Origin of the sequence: Microbacterium sp. 22195 (assembly GCF_052056515.1) — a bacterium.
Lineage (GTDB): Bacteria > Actinomycetota > Actinomycetes > Actinomycetales > Microbacteriaceae > Microbacterium.
The window spans coordinates 640,361-659,469 of sequence record NZ_JBQEPE010000001.1; the positions used below are offsets into that span (position 1 = coordinate 640,361).

Annotated in this window: 17 protein-coding genes; 9 read left to right on the plus strand and 8 right to left on the minus strand. The window is 70.6% G+C overall.

The genetic code is table 11. The features are described 5' to 3' along the window. Nucleotides 1-45: 45 nt before the first annotated feature. On the minus strand, nt 46-2,151 hold the full coding sequence (locus tag ACTJJ4_RS03190) for an endo-beta-N-acetylglucosaminidase (protein WP_440941982.1): 2,106 nt from the start codon (nt 2,149-2,151) through the stop codon (nt 46-48). Nucleotides 2,152-2,383: 232 nt separating this feature from the next. Between ACTJJ4_RS03190 and ACTJJ4_RS03195 the strand changes: the two genes are divergently transcribed. Beyond that, nucleotides 2,384-3,064, plus strand: a complete 681-nt coding sequence (locus ACTJJ4_RS03195; RefSeq protein WP_440941983.1) for an SGNH/GDSL hydrolase family protein — start codon at nt 2,384-2,386, stop codon at nt 3,062-3,064. A gap of 10 nt (nt 3,065-3,074) precedes the next feature. Here ACTJJ4_RS03195 and ffh read toward each other — a convergent pair whose 3' ends face one another. The 4 genes from ffh to ACTJJ4_RS03215 are packed head-to-tail and all read right to left on the minus strand — an operon-like array spanning nt 3,075 to nt 6,418. Continuing rightward, complete coding sequence (gene ffh / locus ACTJJ4_RS03200; protein ID WP_440941984.1) at nt 3,075-4,625, minus strand: signal recognition particle protein; 1,551 nt, start codon at nt 4,623-4,625, stop codon at nt 3,075-3,077. A gap of 13 nt (nt 4,626-4,638) precedes the next feature. Continuing rightward, nucleotides 4,639-5,139, minus strand: a complete 501-nt coding sequence (locus ACTJJ4_RS03205) for an RNA polymerase sigma factor (protein WP_440941985.1) — start codon at nt 5,137-5,139, stop codon at nt 4,639-4,641. Beyond that, a complete protein-coding gene (locus ACTJJ4_RS03210) occupies nt 5,136-5,774 on the minus strand; it encodes a hypothetical protein (protein WP_440941986.1) in 639 nt (212 codons plus the stop codon). Before ACTJJ4_RS03210 ends, ACTJJ4_RS03205 begins: the two co-directional genes overlap by 4 nt. Before the next feature lie 59 nt (nt 5,775-5,833). After that, nucleotides 5,834-6,418 (minus strand): TetR/AcrR family transcriptional regulator, encoded by a 585-nt coding sequence (locus ACTJJ4_RS03215; protein WP_440941987.1) that lies wholly within the window; start codon nt 6,416-6,418, stop codon nt 5,834-5,836. A 106-nt stretch (nt 6,419-6,524) separates the two neighbouring features. Here ACTJJ4_RS03215 and lipB point away from each other — a divergent pair, with 106 nt between their 5' ends. Continuing rightward, the gene (gene lipB / locus ACTJJ4_RS03220) at nt 6,525-7,178 is read left to right on the plus strand and encodes a lipoyl(octanoyl) transferase LipB (RefSeq protein WP_285632647.1); all 654 of its coding nucleotides are present in this window, start codon (nt 6,525-6,527) and stop codon (nt 7,176-7,178) included. Continuing rightward, nucleotides 7,175-8,167, plus strand: coding sequence for a lipoyl synthase (gene lipA / locus ACTJJ4_RS03225; protein ID WP_292703464.1), 993 nt, complete (start codon nt 7,175-7,177; stop codon nt 8,165-8,167). Before lipB ends, lipA begins: the two co-directional genes overlap by 4 nt. A gap of 22 nt (nt 8,168-8,189) precedes the next feature. Here lipA and ACTJJ4_RS03230 read toward each other — a convergent pair whose 3' ends face one another. The 3 genes from ACTJJ4_RS03230 to smc are packed head-to-tail and all read right to left on the minus strand — an operon-like array spanning nt 8,190 to nt 13,161. After that, nucleotides 8,190-8,690: a DUF2004 domain-containing protein gene (locus ACTJJ4_RS03230; RefSeq protein ID WP_285632654.1), complete on the minus strand. Its 501-nt coding sequence runs from the start codon at nt 8,688-8,690 to the stop codon at nt 8,190-8,192. Nucleotides 8,691-8,728: 38 nt separating this feature from the next. Further along, nucleotides 8,729-9,604, minus strand: a complete 876-nt coding sequence (ftsY, locus tag ACTJJ4_RS03235) for a signal recognition particle-docking protein FtsY (protein WP_440941988.1) — start codon at nt 9,602-9,604, stop codon at nt 8,729-8,731. A gap of 35 nt (nt 9,605-9,639) precedes the next feature. After that, a complete protein-coding gene (gene smc / locus ACTJJ4_RS03240; RefSeq protein ID WP_440941989.1) occupies nt 9,640-13,161 on the minus strand; it encodes a chromosome segregation protein SMC in 3,522 nt (1,173 codons plus the stop codon). A 555-nt stretch (nt 13,162-13,716) separates the two neighbouring features. On the opposite strand from smc, the gene ACTJJ4_RS03245 reads away from it, so the two are divergent. The 6 genes from ACTJJ4_RS03245 (at nt 13,717) to ACTJJ4_RS03270 (ending at nt 19,027) form a co-directional block, all read left to right on the plus strand. Then, a complete protein-coding gene (locus ACTJJ4_RS03245) occupies nt 13,717-13,995 on the plus strand; it encodes a hypothetical protein (RefSeq protein WP_440941990.1) in 279 nt (92 codons plus the stop codon). Then, complete coding sequence (locus ACTJJ4_RS03250; RefSeq protein ID WP_440941991.1) at nt 13,992-15,119, plus strand: GNAT family N-acetyltransferase; 1,128 nt, start codon at nt 13,992-13,994, stop codon at nt 15,117-15,119. The genes ACTJJ4_RS03245 and ACTJJ4_RS03250 overlap by 4 nt, the downstream gene beginning before the upstream one ends. Continuing rightward, nucleotides 15,116-16,201 (plus strand): N-acetyltransferase family protein, encoded by a 1,086-nt coding sequence (locus ACTJJ4_RS03255; RefSeq protein WP_440941992.1) that lies wholly within the window; start codon nt 15,116-15,118, stop codon nt 16,199-16,201. The genes ACTJJ4_RS03250 and ACTJJ4_RS03255 overlap by 4 nt, the downstream gene beginning before the upstream one ends. Before the next feature lie 80 nt (nt 16,202-16,281). After that, nucleotides 16,282-17,214 (plus strand): hypothetical protein, encoded by a 933-nt coding sequence (locus ACTJJ4_RS03260; protein ID WP_440941993.1) that lies wholly within the window; start codon nt 16,282-16,284, stop codon nt 17,212-17,214. A gap of 11 nt (nt 17,215-17,225) precedes the next feature. Beyond that, entirely contained in the window at nt 17,226-18,383 is a 1,158-nt protein-coding gene (locus tag ACTJJ4_RS03265; protein ID WP_440941994.1) for a sensor histidine kinase, read from the plus strand. Next, complete coding sequence (locus ACTJJ4_RS03270; RefSeq protein ID WP_440941995.1) at nt 18,380-19,027, plus strand: response regulator; 648 nt, start codon at nt 18,380-18,382, stop codon at nt 19,025-19,027. The genes ACTJJ4_RS03265 and ACTJJ4_RS03270 overlap by 4 nt, the downstream gene beginning before the upstream one ends. Nucleotides 19,028-19,109: the final 82 nt, after the last annotated feature.

The following is a 19,109-nucleotide window of genomic DNA, read 5'->3' on the forward strand; positions in this document are numbered from 1 at the left end:
TTTTTTGCCTCCCCCTCCTCCCCCCCCCCCCCCCCCCCGCGGCGATCACTGCAGCGCGGTCCTGGCGGGTGCGCTGCGGTGCGCATCGGCGCCGAACGCCACCAGATGGAACGCGCGGCCGACGGAGAGGTCCACGGACTCCGCGAAGAAGGCTCCGCGGTGCACACGACCGAGCCAGGTGGCACCGGCGGCGCCCACCTGAAGCACGTCGTATCCGGCGGCATCCTCTCGCACGTCCCACTCGAACGCGAGGTGGCGGCGGCCTTCACCGCCCTCCCCGGCATCCTTCACGCTGAATCCGGAGGGCGCCGCAGGCTGGAGCGGCTTGCCCGCCTCCCGCAGCGACACCCGTCCGAGGCGCCCGTCACCCGCTGTGCGCAGCGAGATCCGAGCGATGCGGCGATCGTTCACGTCCACCTCGCCGCGCCACTCCATCCAGGTCGCGCCGCCGGCGTTCTCCAGCGCTCGCCAGTCGATCGCGTCCGGCGCGTCCTTCCAGGTGATCCCGATCTCGACGGATGTCAGCTGCTGCGTGCGCAGCGAGACCGCCATGGTCTTGGCAGCGGTCAGATCGGTCTTGAACAGGTGGACGATGCCGGCGCCGCGCAGCCGCAGACAGTGCGCGCTGCCGAAACTGGTGGACTCGTCCAGCACCACGCTCAGGTCGCCCTCGGTCCAGTACTGCCAGGTGAGCGCGCGGTCCGCGCTGCCCATGTTGTCCCACCCGCCGGTGCGCACCTTCACGCCGTCCAGGTGGAACGACGAGCCGACACCCACGTTGAAGTCGGTGACGATCGGCAGCGCCCCGTACGGCGACCGCTCCGTGATCCAGTGCGCGATCCCGTCCCACTGCCGGTAGTTCAGCGTGTCGGTCCGGTACGGGGGCGTGCGCGGCTCGAGGCGACCCGACGTCACGGGGTTGCCGGTGGGTCCGGACCAGAATCTCTGCTCCAGATCGCGGTAGGTGCTGCGCCCCTCCGGTGACGACGTCTCGCCGCGCCAGGATCCGTCCAGCCAGATCTGGGAGTCGACGAACAGCGCCACCGAGGTGGGCGCCGGCCTTCCCGGGCCGGCGACGCTGCCGAAGTCCTCCTCGGGTCGGAAGCCGCCCTTCTGGTGCTCGACGCCGGCGAATCCGACCACGCGCGGATCGTGACCGGCTGCCCTGGCCGAGGCGGCGCTCTTGGTGAGGTCCCGATCCGCACCGCCCGTGGTCGCCTGCCACCAGTAGTTCATGAAGATCGAGTCGTACATCGGCGCGTCCGGGGTGCCCAGCCAGCGCAGATTGTTCTCGCTGAGGCGGTTCTCGTAGGTCACGAACCCGCGGTCGAAGTCGGCGGAGTCGTAGCCCTGCAGGTAGAAGTCCGGATCGGTGCGCTTGAGGTAGCGCAGGAAGTCTTTGAACTTCGTGATCTGCGCGGTGGTGACCGTCGCCTCCTGGTTGATGAACAACCCGTCGAAGCCGAAGTACTGCCGGATCTCGATCAGCTTGTCCGCGACGGGGAACGAGCCGTCCGCGCGCTGCACGAGGAAGGCGTCGAAGTCCACGGGGCGCGGCCAGAACCAGCCGCCGATAGACAGGGCTCCGTTCTTGTGCGCCGCCTCGGTCCATCCCGGGTTCGGGATGTCGATGACGCCGTAGGGACGGCCGGGCACGCGCTCACCGTCGACCATCTCGATGGGCGCTGGCCCGTCGACCTGGCCGTGCCAGGTGCCCCAGATGTCGATGTACGCCCAGTACCGCTGCGTGTACACCTGCGCCTCGAGTCCGATCGCCTGGTTGTGACCCTCGTAGATGCTCCCGGCATCGTCGATCGTGAGGGTGGAGAGCTGCACGGCCGGGTCGAGGTCCGGATGCGCCTGCGTGGCGGCGAACGGCGCGATGCGCTTCGCCCGAGGGATCAGGCACTGCAGATGCCTGCCCCACGGCGTGCTCGCGGGGTCGAAGTCGAGCAGGTCGTCCGCCGTCCAGCCGAAGGTGTACGGTCCCGGCGGGGTGCCTCCGGATGCGGGCACCGGTGCTCCCTTCGCGCCGGCAGCGGCGGCGCTGCCCGTCGCCGCGTTCGCGGCCGTGGTCCCGTTGCCGACGAGCAGGGCGGCCAGGCCGACACCCCCGACGGTCAGGAACGTTCTCCGGTTGATCTCGGTCATGTGCATTCTCTCCGGTCTCGCATCTTCGCGGTTGTCGAGCGCGCGGCCGAGGGGTGGCAGCGCTGCTCGTGCGACCGACTATAGCGCTTTAGTTACCTGAGTCGGGGAATGCGACACCGGATGTCGCCTCCTCGCCGCAGACGGAACCCGTGCCGCTCCCGCCCGCTCCGGACGGACTGATCCACAGCGGTCTTCGAGCGGGCGCCCATCCCTGGGGCGTACCGTCGAGCGCGTGCTCCGGCCCTCTCGTGCCCCCTGGCTCGTCCTGCTCTGCGCGACGCTGTCCGGCGCGGTGCTGGCCGGCTGCGCGGCCGCCACGGCGTCGACGGCCTCGGCAGGCGCGGAGTCTCAGCGGAAGCCCGTCATCGTCACGATCGGCGACTCGATCATGTCCGGCCACGGTCTCGATGACGGTGAGGACTGGCCGAGCATGCTCTCCCGGCGCACCGGCGTCACCATCGACAACCTCGCCTGCAGCGGGGCGGGATTCCTCGCGGTCGGCACCTGCGGCCAGGACTTCCAGGGCCTGGTGGATGCTGCGGCGAGGGATGATCCGACCCTCGTCATCGTGCAGGGATCGGACAACGACGTCGGCCGGTCGGATGCCGACATAACCGCCGCGACCGAGCGCACGGTCGACGCGATCCATCGCGCCATGCCCCGCGCAGAGCTGGTCGGGCTGAGCACGCTCTGGGATCCGTCGGAGCCGAAGCCGTCCGAGATCGACGTCAGCTCCGCCGCGGTGCGCACCGCCGTGACCGCGCTCGGCGGGAGGTACATCGACATCGGCCAGCCGCTGCGCGGAGATCCCTCACTGCTGCAGGACGACGACGAGCATCCGACCGTCGCGGGACAGCAGCGGCTCGTGCACGTGATCCGCGTCGAGCTGGAGCACGCCGGCTACCGGCTCTGACGCGAAGTGCTCAGTTCTTGCCGAAGAGCTTCTGGATCTCGGCCATGTCGGCCTCGGTCGACGCCTTCTGTCCGCCGAGCCCGAAGCCCGACCCGGTGGGATTCGAATTCGACATCGCGATGCCCGCGTTCTCGGCCGCACGCTTCGCCGGGTTGCCCGAACGGGATCCGCCCTTGTTCTTGGCGCCCTTCTTGCCGCGCTTGGCCGAAGCCCCCGGCTTGCCCATCGGGCCCATGCCGGGGATCTGCGGGGTGCCGCCGCGGGCGACCGTCTTCATCATCTTGGCGGCCTGCTCGAAGCGCTGCACGAGCTGGTTCACGTCGGTCACGGTCATACCGGAACCACGTGCGATGCGGAGTCGGCGCGAGCCATTCAGGATCTTGGTGTTGCGGCGCTCGGCGGGGGTCATCGAGCGGATGATGGCCTCGGTGCGGTCGACCTCGCGCTCGTCGAAGTCCTCGAGCTGCTGCTTCATCTGGCCCATGCCCGGCAGCATGCCGAGCATCTTCTTCATCGAGCCCATCTTGCGCATCTGCTGCATCTGCTCGAGGAAGTCCTCGAGAGTGAAGGCCTCGTTGGCGAGCTTCTCGGCCATCTTCATGGCCTCTTCCTCATCGAAGGCCTGCTGGGCCTGCTCGATGAGGGTCAGGATGTCGCCGAGGTCGAGGATGCGGCTCGCCATGCGGTCGGGGTGGAACGGCTCGAGGTCCTCGAGGTTCTCTCCCGTGGAGGCGAAGATGATCGGGCGTCCGGTCACGGACGCCACGGACAGCGCGGCGCCACCGCGCGCGTCGCCGTCGAGCTTGGACAGCACGACACCGGTGAAGTCGACGCCCTCCTGGAAGGCCTTGGCCGTGTTGACGGCATCCTGACCGATCATCGCGTCGATGACGAACAGCACCTCGTCGGGGTCCGTCGCCCTGCGGATGTCGGCCGCCTGCTTCATCAGCTCGGCGTCAACGCCGAGGCGTCCCGCGGTGTCGATGATGACGACGTCGTGCTGCTGGCGGCGGGCGTGCTCGACACCGGCCTTGGACACCTGCACGGGGTCGCCGACGCCGTTGCCCGGCTCGGGGGCGAAGATCGCCGCTCCGGCGCGCTCGGCGACGACCTGCAGCTGCGTGACGGCGTTCGGGCGCTGCAGGTCGGCGGCGACCAGCAGCGGGGTGTGCCCGTCGGCCTCGAGCTGCTTCGCGAGCTTTCCGGCGAAAGTCGTCTTGCCCGAGCCCTGCAGGCCGGCGAGCATGATCACGGTCGGCGGGGTCTTCGCGAACTCCAGACGGCGCTGCTCGCCGCCGAGGATCGCGACGAGCTCCTCGTTGACGATCTGGACGACCTGCTGCGCCGGGTTCAGCGCCTTGTTGACCTCATCGCTCAGGGCGCGCTCGCGCACCTTCGCGGTGAAGTCCTTGACGACGACGAGCGCGACATCCGCGTCGAGCAGGGCGCGACGGATCTCGCGGACGGTGCCGTCGACGTCAGCGGGGCTCAGCTTTCCCTTCGTGCGGAGGTTGCGGAAGGTCTCGGTGAGCCGATCGGAGAGCGTGCCAAAGGTAGCCATGGTGCCTCTGATTCTACGGGAGCGCAGCCTCCTGTCTGAGCGCCGCCCTCAGCTGGTCCTTGGCACGCTGGTAACGGCCGCGCGCGGTGGAGGCCGGGATGCCGAGCAGGCCTGCGGCATCCGCGACGCTCAGACGCTCCCAGTGCACCAGCCGGACGAGCTCCGCGAGTTCCGGCTCGAGCCGGTCGATGGCGTCGCGCACCTCGGCGCCTTCATCCGCGGGCGGCGCCGTGGCGGACTCCCGCACCTGCAGCCGGATGCGATCGGCCAGCGCCCAGCGCCGACGCTGCCCTCGGGAGTGATTCAGCAGAGTGCCGCGGGCGATGCCGAACAGCCACATGCGCGCGCGTTCGTCGTCGGACGGGAGCTCCTTCACCCTGCGCCAGGCGACGACCATGGTCTCGCCGAGCAGGTCCGGCGCGTCATCCGCGCCGACGCGTCGCTCGAGGTAGGCGAGAAGATCGGATGCCGAGGACTCGAGCGCGCGCGTGAGCGGCTCGTCGCGGGGCGTCACTCGCTGCCCTCGCCGCCCCAGTCCTCGCCCTCGCAATGGAGCTGGCTGTGACTCTCCGTTCCGGCGAGGTCCCCGGCTCCGCTGTCGTAGCCGTGCGCCTTGAGCTCCTCGTGCAGCGCCGTGGAGAGCGCCTGGTCGTGGGCCTGCCAGGCGTTGAGGTCGGCGAGCCGCGGGTCGGGGTCGGGGTCTGCGGCGGCCTTCTGATCCGCCTCGATCTGCGCCAGGTGCTTCGCCACATACGGATCCGCGGCGGCCTCCACATCCGTGTTCGCGAACCACTCGTCGATGACCCGGTTGACGTCCGCCTGGATCAGCGGGTTGTGCGTGTCGAACCCGCTGTACCGGATCTCGCACTGTCCCCACGTCGGCGACGTGTACGTGTAGCTCCGCTCCGGATTCTCCAGTCCCTGCCCCCAGAGCCAATCCGAGTTGGCCGTCGCTATCCCCGCGCCGCCCATCAGCACCACCGCGAGCGCGCCGCTCAGCAGCGCGATCCGCCGCCGGGGTCGCTTCTGCGGGCGAGCGGTGTCGCGGGCGTCGTGCACCATCTGGGCCAACGCGGCGTCGCGCCCGCTCCCCCGGTCGGCGAGATGCGGAGCGGAGCGGTCGAGCAGGACATCCATCGGATCGGACATGAGCGCCTCCTTCAGCGGCTTGTACTCATGACCTGTCCGGCGGACCGCGAAACGTCCGCTCAGTCCCAGGGAAGATCATGGATGCTGCGCAGCGCCTCGTCGAACTGGGCCTCGAGCGACGCCTGCCCGGCGCCCTGCTCCGCCCACACCCGCAGCGACGACAGCACGGCGGTGGCCAGGGCCGACCCCAGGATGTCGGCTCGGATCTCGTCGATCCCCGCGCTCCTCGCCGCGGCCGCGACCGCCGAAGCGATGCGCGCGTGGCGCAGCCCCGTGTCGCGCAGCAGCTCCTGCTCGAGCCCCATGGCCGCCGCGTTGCGCAGCGCGAGCGCGAGCGGGTCGGGCGCGAAACCGTGCACGATCGGCAGCACGGCCGCGCGCACCGACGGGCCGTCGGCGCCCCGGCCGAGTGCGGCCAGCGCGACGGAGGCCGCGGCGATACGGGCATCCAGCCCCGACCAGAGCACATCGCTCTTCGAGGAGAAGTAGTTGAAGAAGCTCGATCGGCTCACGCCGGCACGCTGCGCGATGTCGACGACGGAGGTCGCCTCGTACCCCTGCTCCAGGAAGAGCTCGCACGCCGCCTCGGCCAGCGTCTCGCGCGACGACGCCCTCGGCCTGCCTGCTCGCGACTCGGTTGCCATGTCCGTCAGCGTAGCGTCATGCCGATGCGCGACAAGCCCCGCGGAGAGGCGTAGGCTGTACCGAGCTGCTTTCTTGCACTGCATCCAACAACCATCGGGAGCGATCATGCTCGACATCCGGATCGCCGGTCTCGCACCGGAGTTCGTCCCCTACCTGGACGGGTGGGAGCTGCAGCGCAGCATCCACCGCGAGGTCGTCGCGGGCGACCGGCCCGACACGCTCCTGCTGCTCGAGCACGAGGCCGTCTACACGGCCGGCAAGCGCACGGAGCCGCAGGAGCGCCCCCAGGACGGCACACCGGTGGTCGATGTCGACCGCGGTGGCAAGATCACCTGGCACGGCCCCGGCCAGCTCGTCGGCTACCCGATCGTCCGCCTGCCCGAGCCGATGGACGTCGTCGCGCATGTGCGCCGCATGGAGCGCCTGCTGATCAGCATCCTGAAGCCCCTCGGCGTCGACGGGTACCAGGTCGAGGGCCGCAGCGGCGTGTGGGTGCGCCGGCCGCTGTCCGAGGACAAGGTCGCCGCGATCGGGGTGCGCGTGCAGCAGGGTGTGACCATGCACGGCTTCGCGATCAACTGCGACAACTCGCTGGCCGGATTCCGCGGCATCATCCCGTGCGGCATCACGGATGCCGGAGTGACGACCGTCAGCGAGATCGTCGGCGCCGACGTCTCCCCCGCCGACATCGTGCAGGCCGTCTCCGACGCCTTCGCCGCCGAGTACGCCACCGAGACCCGCAAGGAGGTGGCCGCATGAGCGCCGCCCACCCCGACGGACGCAGGCTGCTGCGTCTGGAGATCCGCAACTCCGAGACCCCGATCGAGCGCAAGCCCGAGTGGATCCGCACCAAGGCGAAGATGGGCCCCGAGTACAAGGCGCTCCACTCGCTGGTGAAGGACGAGGGGCTGCACACGGTCTGCCAGGAGGCCGGCTGCCCCAACATCTTCGAGTGCTGGGAGGACAAGGAGGCGACCTTCCTGATCGGCGGATCGCAGTGCACCCGGCGCTGCGACTTCTGCCAGATCGACACCGGCAAGCCCGCCGACTACGACACCGACGAGCCGCGTCGCGTGGCGGAGAGCGTCACCCGGATGGGCCTGCGCTACGCCACGGTCACCAGCGTCGCCCGGGACGACCTGCCCGACACGGGCGCGTGGCTGAACGCCGAGACGGTCCGGCAGATCCACGCCCAGAACCCGAACACCGGGGTCGAGCTCCTGGCCAACGACCACGGCGGGAGGCCCGAGAACCTGAACCAGATCTTCGAGGCCCGCCCCGAGGTCTTCGCGCACAACGTCGAGACCGTGCCGCGCATCTTCCGCCGCATCCGCCCGGCGTTCACCTACGAGCGCTCGCTGAACGTCATCACCCAGGGTCACGATGCGGGCCTGATCACCAAGTCCAACCTCATCCTCGGCATGGGTGAGGAGCCGGAGGAGGTCGTGCAGGCGCTGCAGGACCTGCACGACGCCGGCTGCGACATCATCACCATCACGCAGTACCTGCGGCCCTCGCCGCGGCACCTTCCCGTGGCGCGCTGGGTCAAGCCCGACGAGTTCGTCGAGTTCAAGGCCGAGGCCGAGCGGATCGGCTTCCTCGGCGTGCTCGCCGGTCCCCTGGTCCGGTCGTCCTACCGGGCCGGGCGCCTGTGGGCGCAGTCGATGATCTCGAAGGGCCGCGAGATCCCGCCGCACCTCGCGCACATCGCGGAGAGCGCCGACCTGGGCTTCGCTCAGGCGGTGTGACGTGCTGTCTCGGTGATGAGTGCTAGTCGGCGCTCATCACCGAGATCACCGAGCCGTCGTCGGCGAGGTTCACGAGCAGCACATCGTCGGTGGCATCCGCGTCCAGCGCGTACTCCATGACGGCGAACGGATCGGTCCCGCCGTGCTCGTCGGCGAGGATCGTCATGCTCATCAGGCACAGCGAGCGGATGATGTCGACCGCGGCGTCGCCGCTGATGTCGACCAGCACCTCCTCGAGCTGATCACCGTAGGCCTCCTGCTGCTGCAGGATGTACTCGGTGACCTCGCTGGTGCGATCGTCGACCTCGGCCAGCATGGCGCGGCGCACCGTGGCATCCAGGTCCTCGATGCCGGAGATCAGAGCGGCGGCGACGTCGAGCGCCTCCTGAGACACGTCCTCCTGGTCGGGAGCGGTCAGATCGACCGTCACCGACTGGTCGCCGAACTCGACCCGCTCGGTCCAGAAGATGGCGCCGTCGGGCCCCGAGGAGAGGACTCCGAAGTAATCGTGTTCGATCGCCATATCGCTATGAAACCAGCCTCTCCGCCCGTCCGGTAGTCCTACGCGCCGACAAGCGCCGACACGAAGACGTGCGGGGTGAAACCGGTGAGATCGTCGATGCCCTCGCCCTGCCCGAGGAGCTTCACCGGGATGCCGGTGCGCTCCTGCACGGCCAGGATGAAGCCGCCCTTCGCGGAGCCGTCGAGCTTGGTGATCACCAGCCCCGTGACGCCCGCGTGCTGGAGGAACGCCTCCGCCTGCATGACGCCGTTCTGACCCGTGGTGGCGTCCAGCACGAGCAGCACCTCGCTGATCGGGGCGAGCTTCTCCACCACCCGGCGCACCTTCGACAGCTCGTCCATCAGGCCGCCCTTGGTGTGCAGACGGCCGGCGGTGTCGATGATCGCGATCTCCGTGCCGTGCTGCTTGGCGTACTCCACCGTCTGGAAGGCGACGGATGCGGGGTCCTGACCCTCGTGCTGGGGCCGGACCATCGCCGCGCCGCCGCGCTGCGCCCAGGTGGCCAGCTGCTCGACCGCGGCCGCACGGAAGGTGTCGGCGCCGCCGACCACTACGCTGCGCTCGAAGCCGCGCAGGAACTTGGTGAACTTGCCGATGGTCGTGGTCTTGCCGACACCGTTGACCCCGACGACCAGCACGACGGCCGGACGCTCGGTGAGCTTGAGCGTGGTGTCGAACTTCGCGAACCGCTCCTCGAGCGTCTCCCGCAGCATCCGCTGCAGGTCCTTCGGGTCGGTGGTGCGGTAGCGATCCACCTTCTCGCGCAGCTCCTCCAGCAGCGCCTCGGTGATGTCGGGGCCGAAGTCCGCCGTGATCAGCGCGGTCTCCAGGTCGTCCCACGTCGTCTCATCGATCGTGGGCTTGACGAACATGCCGCGCAGCGCGCGACCGAGGGACCAGGACTTCTCCGCCATGCCTCCAGCCTATCCAGGCGACGGCCGGCCGGTTCTCAGGCGGATGCCGCGGCGCGGTCGCCCACGCGCTGACCGACCACGGCCGAGACGCCGTCCTGGCGCATCGAGACTCCGTACAGGGCGTCGGCGATCTCCATCGTGCGCTTCTGATGGGTGATCACGAGCAGCTGCGAGTTCTCGCGCAGCTGCTCGAACACCGTCAGCAGCCGCCCGAGGTTGGCGTCGTCGAGCGCCGCCTCCACCTCGTCGAGGATGTAGAACGGGCTGGGCCGCGCCTTGAAGATCGCGACCAGCAGCGCGACCGCGGCCAGGGACCGCTCTCCGCCCGAGAGCAGCGAGAGCCGTTCGATCTTCTTGCCGACCGGACGCACCGCGACCTCGATGCCCGTGGTGAGCATGTCGTCGGGGTCGGTCAGCGAGATGCTCCCGGATCCTCCGGGGAACAGCAGCGGGAACACCTCGCCGAAGGCCTGCCTGGTGTCCTCGAAGGCGCTGGCGAAGATCACCTGCATCCGCTCGTCGAGGTCGGCGATGATCGCCAGCAGGTCCTGTCTGGTCTTGGTCAGATCGGCGAGCTGCTCGGTGAGGAAGGCATGCCGCTGCTCGAGCGCGGCGAATTCCTCCAGCGCGAGAGGGTTGACCCGGCCGAGCTGGGCGAGCTTGCGCTCGGCGTCCTTCAGCCGTCGCTCCTGGATGCGCCGGTCGAACGGGATCGCGGCGTCCTCGTCCTGCTCCTCCGCGCCCGGATCCCGCGGGACCGGCTGATCCGGACCATATTCCGCGATGAGAATATCTTCGTCCAGGGCGAGCTCCGAGGCCACGCGCTCGAGCAGGCTCGCGAGGTGGAGCTTCTTCTCGTGGATCTGCAGCTCGAGCCCGTGCACGCTCTCGGTGAGCCCCGCCAGGCGCTCGCGCAGCGAGCCCTCCTGGGCCCGCAGGCCGGTGAGCTCCTCGTTGTGCGCGGAGCGCTCCGCCTCGGCTGCGGCGAGGGCCACGCGCGCCTCGGTGACGGAGCGGTCGATGGAGTCGAGCACCCGCGGCACCTCGTCGGCGACGGCGGAAGCCGCTTCGCGCTGCGCCCGGCGGATCACGGCGCGGCGGGCGGCCTCGGCCGCGGCGTCGCGCTCCTGTTCGCGCTGCCGCTCCAGCGACACGACCCGGGCCTGCGCAGCGCGGACGCGCTCGCGCAGCGTCTCGATCTCGAGGCGGGCGCGCACCTCGCCCTCGCGCGCCGACTCCAGCGCCTCGAGCAGCCCGTCGCGTGCGGATGCGTCGAGCACCGGCCGCGGCTCGGACTCGGATGCCTCCAGCTCGGCCTTCGCGCGCTCGGCGGACGCCTCGGCATCCGCCACCGTGCCCTGCACCTGGGCGAGCCCGGCCTCCAGACGCTCGCACTCGGCGACCGCGGCCTCGTGACGCACCGTCACCCGGTTCACCTGCTCGGCGTGCGTGGCCAGGGCCGCGTCGTGCTCGCGGAGCGCGCGGAGCGCATCCTTCGCGCGGCGCCGCGCGTCCTCGACGGCTTCGGTCGAGCCCTCGCGGGCCTCGCGCAGTTCGGCGACGGTCTCCCGCACCTCGGCGAGCCGCTCCGTCGCCGCGTCCCGTTCCGCCGCCAGCTCCAGCCGTGAGGCCTCCCCCGTGCCGGCCCGCATCGTGTGCGCCGTGATGACCTCGCCGGTGCGGGTGACGACGGTCGTGCGCGTGTCCGCGAGCGCGTCGAGCGCCAGCCGTGCGGTGCGAGCGGCATCGAGGTCGTCGGCGACGAGCACGGCGGCGAGGATGCCGCGGATGCCGGCCGGTGCGTCCACGACCTCGGCTGCCGAGACCACGCCCGGCACGTCCAGGGCCACGGGGGTCACAGCGAACGTGGTGTCGGCGATGACGAAGTCGACGGTTCCGCGGGCGCCGCCAGAGGACACCAGCGCGAAGGCGTCGTCGACGCCGTCCACGAGCACGCCCTCGGTGAGCGGGCCGAGCACGGCGGCGACGGCCGCCTCGAAGCCGGCCCGCACCTGCACGGCGTCGCCGACCAGCCCGCGCACCCCGGAGGCTCCGGATGCGACGATCTCGGCGGCGCCTCCGGACAGCGACAGCGCGCTGCCGAGTGCGGCGGCCTTCGCCGTCAGAGCATCCGCCTCGCGCTCGGCCTCGTGCAGCCGCTCGCGCAATGAGTCGCGATCGCTCTCCGCGGCCGAGACCAGCTTCTGCGCTTCGTCGTAGGCGGCCGCGTACTCCGCCGCGGATCCGTCGGGCGCCTCGGCATCCGCGATCGACTCCAGCGCCTCCTCCGCCTCGCGGCGTCGGGCGTGCGCGGCCTCGAGGGCGTTCTCCTGGCGCAGCACCGCTCCTCGCACGGCTGCGAGAGCGGATGCTGCGGCGTCCGCGTTGCCGCGCAGGGTCGTCAACCGCATGTCGTACTGCGAGACCAGTGCGCTCTGCTCGGCGATGTCGACGTCGAGCGTGTCCAGCTCGGCTCTCGCGTTGACGACCTCGCGACTGGCCGCAGCGGCGGCGTCCTGAGCGTCGCCGAGGCCCTCGGAGATCCGGGTGATCTCCTCCTTCGCCTCGTCGATGGTGTCCTGCGTGACGGTGATGGCCGTGATCGTGTCGTCCTCGCCGCCGAGCAGCGCGAGGCGCTGGTTCGCGAGCGTGAACAGGCTCCGCATCCGCTCCTGCGCCTGCTCCAGCCCGAAGGCGATTCGCCGCGCCTCGTCGACGGCAGCCGAGTTCTGCTGGGCCTCCAGCCGCTGGATGCCGGTGCGCACCGTGTCGAGCTGGTCCGAGAGCACGATCCGCTCGGTGTGCCGCTCCTGCTCGGTGCGCGTGTGGTCGGCCAGCGCGGTGCGCAGGGCGACCACGTCATCGGCGAACAGGCGCGCCTTCGCATCGCGCACGATGGCCGCGATGCCCGCCGCCTCGCGGGCGATCTCGGCCTGCCGTCCGAGCGGCTTCAGCTGACGCCGGATCTCCCCCGCCAGGTCGCTGAGGCGCGTCAGGTTGGCCTCCATGGCGTCGAGCTTGCGGAGGGTCTTCTCCTTGCGCCGGCGGTGCTTGAGGATGCCGGCGGCCTCCTCGATGAAACCGCGGCGGTCCTCCGGCGACGCCTGCAGCACGGTGTCCAGACGCCCCTGACCGACGATCACGTGCATCTCGCGGCCCAGGCCGGAGTCGCTGAGCAGCTCCTGCACGTCCAGCAGTCGACAGCTCGAGCCGTTGATGGCGTACTCGCTGGAGCCGTTCCGGAACAGCGTGCGGCTGATGGTGACCTCGGCGTAGTCGATCGGGAGGGCGCCGTCGCCATTGTCGATCGTGAGCTGCACCTCGGCCCGGCCGAGCGGCCCGCGGGTCGACGTGCCGGCGAAGATGACGTCCTCCATCTTGCCGCCGCGGAGCGTCTTCGCCCCCTGCTCGCCCATCACCCATGCGAGCGCGTCCACGACGTTCGACTTGCCCGAGCCGTTGGGACCGACGATGCAGGTGACGCCGGGCTCGAACACGAACGACGTGGGCTGCGCGAAGGACTTGAACCCCTTGAGCGTCAGGCTCTTCAGATGCATGCCGGGACTCCGAGCGTCGGAAGGGCGTCATCGGTCGGGGGAAGCACGCCCATACGCTACCCGAAAGCCGCGGAACGGCGGGGATCCCGCGCTGCGTCGGGTGCGATCCCGAGCGGTCGCCCGATGTCCCGCCCGAGGCGCGACACGCCGACGACACGCCCGAATGCTTGACTCCGCTGGGAACTTCCCGCTAGCGTGACTCACCGATCACAAGAGAGGAGGTCACCGATGATGATCACAAAGCTGAACGGCGTCACTCGCACTGCCGGCAACGTGTCGGCGAAGTCGCCACGTATCTCGGTGACCTTCGCACGCACGGCCGCATAACGCCGCACCGCACCTCTCACGACTCGTCAGACGCTCCGCGTCCGGTCGATGATCGTCGCCCCGCGCATCGCGCGGCTGGCGCCCCGCCCGTTCCAGGGCGATTCCCGGCACGTCCGCTCGGCTTCTGAGCGCGTGTCCTCCGGATGCCACCGGCATCGCATCCGCGCGCCTCACCGGCATCCGCTTCGTTCCCACCATGAGAACAAACCGACAGAAAGCGCACACATCGTGAGCACCTCCTTGCTGACCGATCGTCAGCACACCACGTCCATCCACCCGCCGGATACCGAGGATCGTCAGATCCTCAACATCCCCGACCAGGCGGCCCTGCAGCGGCTCCCGCTGTCCGACCGCCTCAGCCTCCGCATCGGACTCTGGCTGCTCGAGCGCGGTCTGCACAACGGCGAGACCGCCGATGACGCACCGCGCCACCGCCGCAGCCATGGCGTCACCGAGCACGAGGCCATCACCCTGCTCGCCTTCGATCTGCAGAGGGGCCTGCGATGAGCATCGCGACCGAGAACACCGAGAACACGCCCATCGCACTCCCCGCAGGCGCGACCCTTCGTCCGCTCGAGCTCCCCGCTCGGGCGGACGCGGGGCCGACCGCCCTGATCCGCGAGTACGCGGAGGTGCGCAACCGCTCCATCCTGGAGACGACCGGCCGCGAGGACGACTTCCTCACGCCGGAGGCGCTCCTCACCGGCCTGCGCAGCACGGCTCAGCGGACCCGTCGCCAGTGGTACGTCGAGCGCGACGGCGCCGTGATCGGATGCGCGGCGCTGGACGTGCTCCTCGACGGAGCGGGCGACACCGCGATCATGACGGTCGCCGTGCCGCAGGCATCAGCCGGCCAGGGCATCGGCCGCGCCGTGTACGAGCACGTGGAGGCCACCGCCCGCGGGCTGGGCGTGACCAGGCTCCAGCACTGGGCCGAGCACCACGACGACGCGGGCACACTGCCCGTGCTCGAGGCCCCCACCGGCTTCGGTTCGATCCCCGCCGATCGCTCCGCGGTGTTCCTCGAGCGCAGCGGTTTCACGCTCGAGCAGGTCGAGCGGGCCAGTGCGCTGGTCTGGGAGGCCGGCACGGCGGACCATCTCCGCACCCTGCACGCCGCCGCCCGGCAGCACGCGTCCGACTACCGGATCGTGTCCTGGAGCCTGCCGACGCCCGCCGAGCACCGCGACGGCTACGCCTGGCTGAAGTCGCGGATGTCGACCGACGTCCCGGATGCCGAACTGGGCACTCCGGAGGAGATCTGGGATGCCGCCCGGGTGATCGAGCAGGACGAGCGCATCATCCGACGCGGGTGGTCGGCGCTGGTCACGGCCGCGCAGCACATCCGCACCGGCGAGCTGTGCGCCTTCAACGAGCTCTCCATCGCGGCCGACGAGCCGACGAGAAGCACCCATCAGTGGGACACGCTCGTGCTCTCCGAGCATCGCGGGCATCGGCTCGGGATGCTCGTGAAGACCGCCGGCCTGCTCGCCTGGCGCGAGCGCTACCCCGAGTCGCCCCGCGTCGTCACCTACAACGCCGAGGAGAACCGGCCGATGCTCTCGATCAACGAGGAGATCGGCTTCTCCCCCATCGCCTACGAAGGCGCCTGGAAGAAGGAACTCGCATGACACTCCCCACCGCAGAGCTGACGATCACCGAGGTCGCCGTCCCCGCTTCGCTGGACGATGCGGATGCTGCCGACTTCGTCGCGGCCGTGGCCCTGAACAACGCCGTGTGCCTGGCCGACAGCGGCGTGGACGACTACGAGCGCACCCCGGCGGAGATGCTGCCCATGTGGAAGGACCGCACCGACCACGTGCACCGCACCTTCATCGCGCGCGCCGGCGACAGCATCATCGGCGCGATCTCGCTGTACTGCGGGGTCGCCGAGCCCACCAGCGCGGAGGTCGACCTGATGGTTCTCCCCGAGCACTGGCCCACGGGCGTCGGGCAGGCACTGCTCGACCGCGCCGAGGAGGAGGTGCGCCTGCAGGGCCGCCGGGTCCTGCAGGCGTGGACCCTGCACCCGGCCGTTCCCGGCAGCGAGACCCTGACGCCGAAGACGGGTTGGGGCGTGATCTCGTCGAGCCCGCACACACGCCTGCTGAAGCGGAACGGCTTCGCGCTCGAGCAGGTGGAGCGCAGCAGCGGCTTCGATCTGCAGGCCGACCTGTCGACGGTCGAGCGGATGCTGTCGGAGGCGATCGCAGCGGCGGGACCGGACTACCGCCTGGTCGAGTGGAACCTGCCGACGCCGCCCGAGCAGCGCGACGGCTACGCCTGGGCGCTCTCGCGGATGTCGACGGATGCTCCCAGCGGAGACCTCGAGATCGACGAGGAGACCTGGGACGCCGCCCGCATCGCCCGCCGCGATGCGCGCATCATCGGGGGCGGCCAGACGATGTCGGTCGCCGCGGTCGAGCACGTGCCCACCGGCACCCTGGCGGCGTTCAACGAGCTGGTCATCGGCGAGGACCCCACCGGTGTGACTCATCAGTACTGCACGCTGGTGCTGAAGGAGCACCGCGGGCACCGGCTCGGTCAGCTCGTGAAGTGCGCGAACATCCTGCGCTGGCGCGGCATCGCACCCGCGTCGCCGAGGATCTCGACGTTCAACGCCGAGGAGAACCGGCCGATGCTCGACATCAACGAGGCGATGGGATTCGTCCCGCGGGCGTACGCCGGCGCCTGGCAGAAGCGCCTGGACTGAGCGCGGGATCGATACCCGGGTCGCTGAGGCAGCGACCCGGGTACGATCCGCCGCCGCCCGCGGTGGCGAACGCTGGAGTCATGAACACCGACAGCAGACACGCGACCGTCCCACTCGCACCCGAGCCAGCGCACGTCTCCCCTCCCGGCTCCGCCGTTCCCGTCCTCACCGCCGTCGCGGTGATCGTCGCATCCGGAGTCGCCACGGCGACGGGCCCGGGTGCGGAGTATGCGCAGATCTTCCCGCCGGCGTGGCTGGGCATCCCTGGCGCCGCGGCCGTCCTCTTCGGAGTGCTGCTGCGGGCACGGGCCCTGCGCACCGGACGCACCACCAGCGCCGAAGCGGCGGCCTGGGCCGGCGCCGTGCTGCTTATCGGAGCATCCGGCGGGTTCGTGCTGGACTGCTTCCGGGCGTTCTTCGCCGTGACCGGCATCCCGGCAGGTGCCTTCTCCGAGGTCGACGTCCCCGGCGCTGTCGCGCGCGGGCTCTCCCTGGCCGGCGCGTTCATCGCCATCCGGCTCGCCCGGACCATCCGCGCCGATGCAGGACGGGCGTTCCGTGCAACCGGATCCGCCACCGGCCGGCTCTCGCTGCTGGCCGCCGGACTCGTGCTGTGCGTCCCCTATCCGCTGCTCAAGACCATCTGGTGGATGCAGGGCGATGACGGCGGCTTCGATGTGGGATTCCCGGTGATGGAGCTCGTCCTGTTCGCCGTCGCAGCAGCGGGCGTCGTCGTGCTCACGACGAAGCTCGGGGACGTCCTTCCGCGCTGGCTGGTCGTGCTGGGCGGCTGGGGCGGTTCCCTCGTGCTGATGAGCATGGGCGCCCTGATGGTGGTCGGCCTCGTCGCCCAGGCGACTCACCTCGTCCCCGCGACGGTGGACCTCGGCGGCGGGACGCGAGCCGCGATCGTGTTCGCGGTGTACTCGACCTGGTTGCTGCTCGGTGCAGCGGTCGCTGCGGCTACGGTGCTGTATGAGGAGCGGCGGGCGTCCGTCGCGCCCGTGGTGTGAGAGGAGCCCGGATGCGTCGATGGAGCCGGATTCTGATCGTCGCCGTGCCGGCGCTGCTCCTGCTGCCGGCGACCGCACTCATCGCGCTCGCCTCGCTGCCGCTCCCGATCGGCATCGCGGTCACGATCTGCGCTGCGGCGGCACACGCGACCCTGATCCTCATGCATCGGGCACCGACCGTCACGCTGCTTCTCCTCACGGGACTGATCGCCGCACAGGCCGCGCTCACCGCGTTCTTCGTCCTCCTGCCGTCCACTGCGCTGATCCTGCTCGGCCTGCACGCGGCTGCTGCGCGCGGCTGCAGCCGGGTCGCGATCGCCGTCGCCGCGCTCGCCCCGGTGCTGACCACCGCGCGGTATGCCATGGACCCGACGGTGACCGGCAGCGGGTTCGGGCCGGCTCCCTGGCTGCTCGGCATCGGTCTGCTGGCCGTGTGCGCGGTCGCCGTCCTGATGGGACTGCTGCGACGGGCGGAGCTGCGCACCACAACGCTGCTCGAGGAGCGCCTTGACTTCGTCAGACGCGATCAGGAGAACCGCGAGCGCCAGGCCGCCGGCGCCGAGCGCTCCCGGATCTCGGGTGAGCTGCACGACGTTCTGGGACACTCCCTCACCGTCATCGTGGCGCAGGCGCGAGTCGCTCAGTTCACTCCCGCCCGCGCGGCGTCGGCGCTGGAGGTGATCGAGGAGACGGCCCGCACCTCGCTCCGCGAGCTGCGGCAGACGCTGCGCACCCTGCAGGAGGGGCACGCGGATGCCCCGTCTTCTCCCGCGCCCGCGACCGCGGACGCACTGGCGGAGCGGATGCGCGCTCTGGGCCTGGCAGTGGACCGTCGTGTCCAGGGCGAGCCGCGTCGACTCGGCCCGGACTCCGAGCTCGCGCTCGGCCGCTTCCTGCAGGAGGGGCTCACGAACGCGCTTCGGCACGGCACCGGCCGCGTCGACTGGGTAGAGGACTGGCGAGACGACCTGGTCGTGATCCGATTGAGCAACCACGCTGCCCGCGGTGCCAGGACGGGTGAGGGCACAGGACTGGGGCTCCCCGCGATGCGGAAGCGGATCGCGGCCGTCGGCGGCCGCCTCGACATCGAGCCCGACGATCCCTTCGCCGTCGTCGCCACCGTGCCCTACGCGACGGCGGCCTCCCGAGGCGCGGGGGCGGTCCGATGATCCGCATCCTGGTGGCCGACGACCAGCCGCTCGTGCGGGCCGGCATCGTCGCGACGGTCGATGCGCAGGCCGACATGGAGGTCGTCGGGGAGGCGGCAGACGGCATCGGGGCGATCGAGTCGGCCGGCCGCCTCGCGCCGGACGTCGTGCTGATGGACATCCGGATGCCCGGGATCGACGGAATCGAAGCCACTCTTGCCGTGCGGGAGCACGATCCTGATCGGCGGGTGCTGATCCTCACCACGTTCGATGCCGACCAGCACGTGTACGCCGCGCTCCGGGCAGGCGCCTGCGGCTTCCTCGTGAAGGACGCTCCCGTCGAGGAGCTGGTCGCCGCGGTGCGCGCCGCCGCCCGCGGGGACGCGGTTCTCTCGCCCGCGATCACCGCCCGGGTGGTCGCGCAGCTGCTGACAGCGCCCGATCCGACCCCGCCGCCGCTCCCCTCGGGCGAGATCCTGACGCCGCGCGAGATCGAACTGGTGCGGCTGGTCGCGGACGGTCTCAGCAACCTGGAGATCGGCGAGCGGATGCACCTGTCCGAGCCGACCATCAAGACCCACATGGGTCATGTCCTGGCCAAACTCGGGATGCGCGATCGGCTCCAGGTGGCCGTGTGGGCGCACCGTTCCGGCATCGCGCGGTGAGGGCGATGCAGGATCATCCGGGAGGATGACCGCCCCGAACCCGAGTCATCCTGCGGACCGACGACGCGCGCCTGCCGCGGAT

What these genes read in the sequence shown, in the direction of transcription:
- ACTJJ4_RS03190 (WP_440941982.1), bottom strand. Translation starts at nt 2,151, where the DNA reads ATGACCGAGATCAACCGGAGAACGTTCCTGACCGTCGGGGGTGTCGGC.
- ffh (WP_440941984.1), bottom strand. Translation starts at nt 4,625, where the DNA reads ATGGCTACCTTTGGCACGCTCTCCGATCGGCTCACCGAGACCTTCCGC.
- ACTJJ4_RS03210 (WP_440941986.1), bottom strand. Translation starts at nt 5,774, where the DNA reads ATGTCCGATCCGATGGATGTCCTGCTCGACCGCTCCGCTCCGCATCTC.
- ACTJJ4_RS03215 (WP_440941987.1), bottom strand. Translation starts at nt 6,418, where the DNA reads ATGGCAACCGAGTCGCGAGCAGGCAGGCCGAGGGCGTCGTCGCGCGAG.
- lipB (WP_285632647.1), top strand. Translation starts at nt 6,525, where the DNA reads ATGCTCGACATCCGGATCGCCGGTCTCGCACCGGAGTTCGTCCCCTAC.
- lipA (WP_292703464.1), top strand. Translation starts at nt 7,175, where the DNA reads ATGAGCGCCGCCCACCCCGACGGACGCAGGCTGCTGCGTCTGGAGATC.
- ACTJJ4_RS03230 (WP_285632654.1), bottom strand. Translation starts at nt 8,690, where the DNA reads ATGGCGATCGAACACGATTACTTCGGAGTCCTCTCCTCGGGGCCCGAC.
- ftsY (WP_440941988.1), bottom strand. Translation starts at nt 9,604, where the DNA reads ATGGCGGAGAAGTCCTGGTCCCTCGGTCGCGCGCTGCGCGGCATGTTC.
- smc (WP_440941989.1), bottom strand. Translation starts at nt 13,161, where the DNA reads ATGCATCTGAAGAGCCTGACGCTCAAGGGGTTCAAGTCCTTCGCGCAG.
- ACTJJ4_RS03250 (WP_440941991.1), top strand. Translation starts at nt 13,992, where the DNA reads ATGAGCATCGCGACCGAGAACACCGAGAACACGCCCATCGCACTCCCC.
- ACTJJ4_RS03255 (WP_440941992.1), top strand. Translation starts at nt 15,116, where the DNA reads ATGACACTCCCCACCGCAGAGCTGACGATCACCGAGGTCGCCGTCCCC.
- ACTJJ4_RS03260 (WP_440941993.1), top strand. Translation starts at nt 16,282, where the DNA reads ATGAACACCGACAGCAGACACGCGACCGTCCCACTCGCACCCGAGCCA.
- ACTJJ4_RS03265 (WP_440941994.1), top strand. Translation starts at nt 17,226, where the DNA reads ATGCGTCGATGGAGCCGGATTCTGATCGTCGCCGTGCCGGCGCTGCTC.
- ACTJJ4_RS03270 (WP_440941995.1), top strand. Translation starts at nt 18,380, where the DNA reads ATGATCCGCATCCTGGTGGCCGACGACCAGCCGCTCGTGCGGGCCGGC.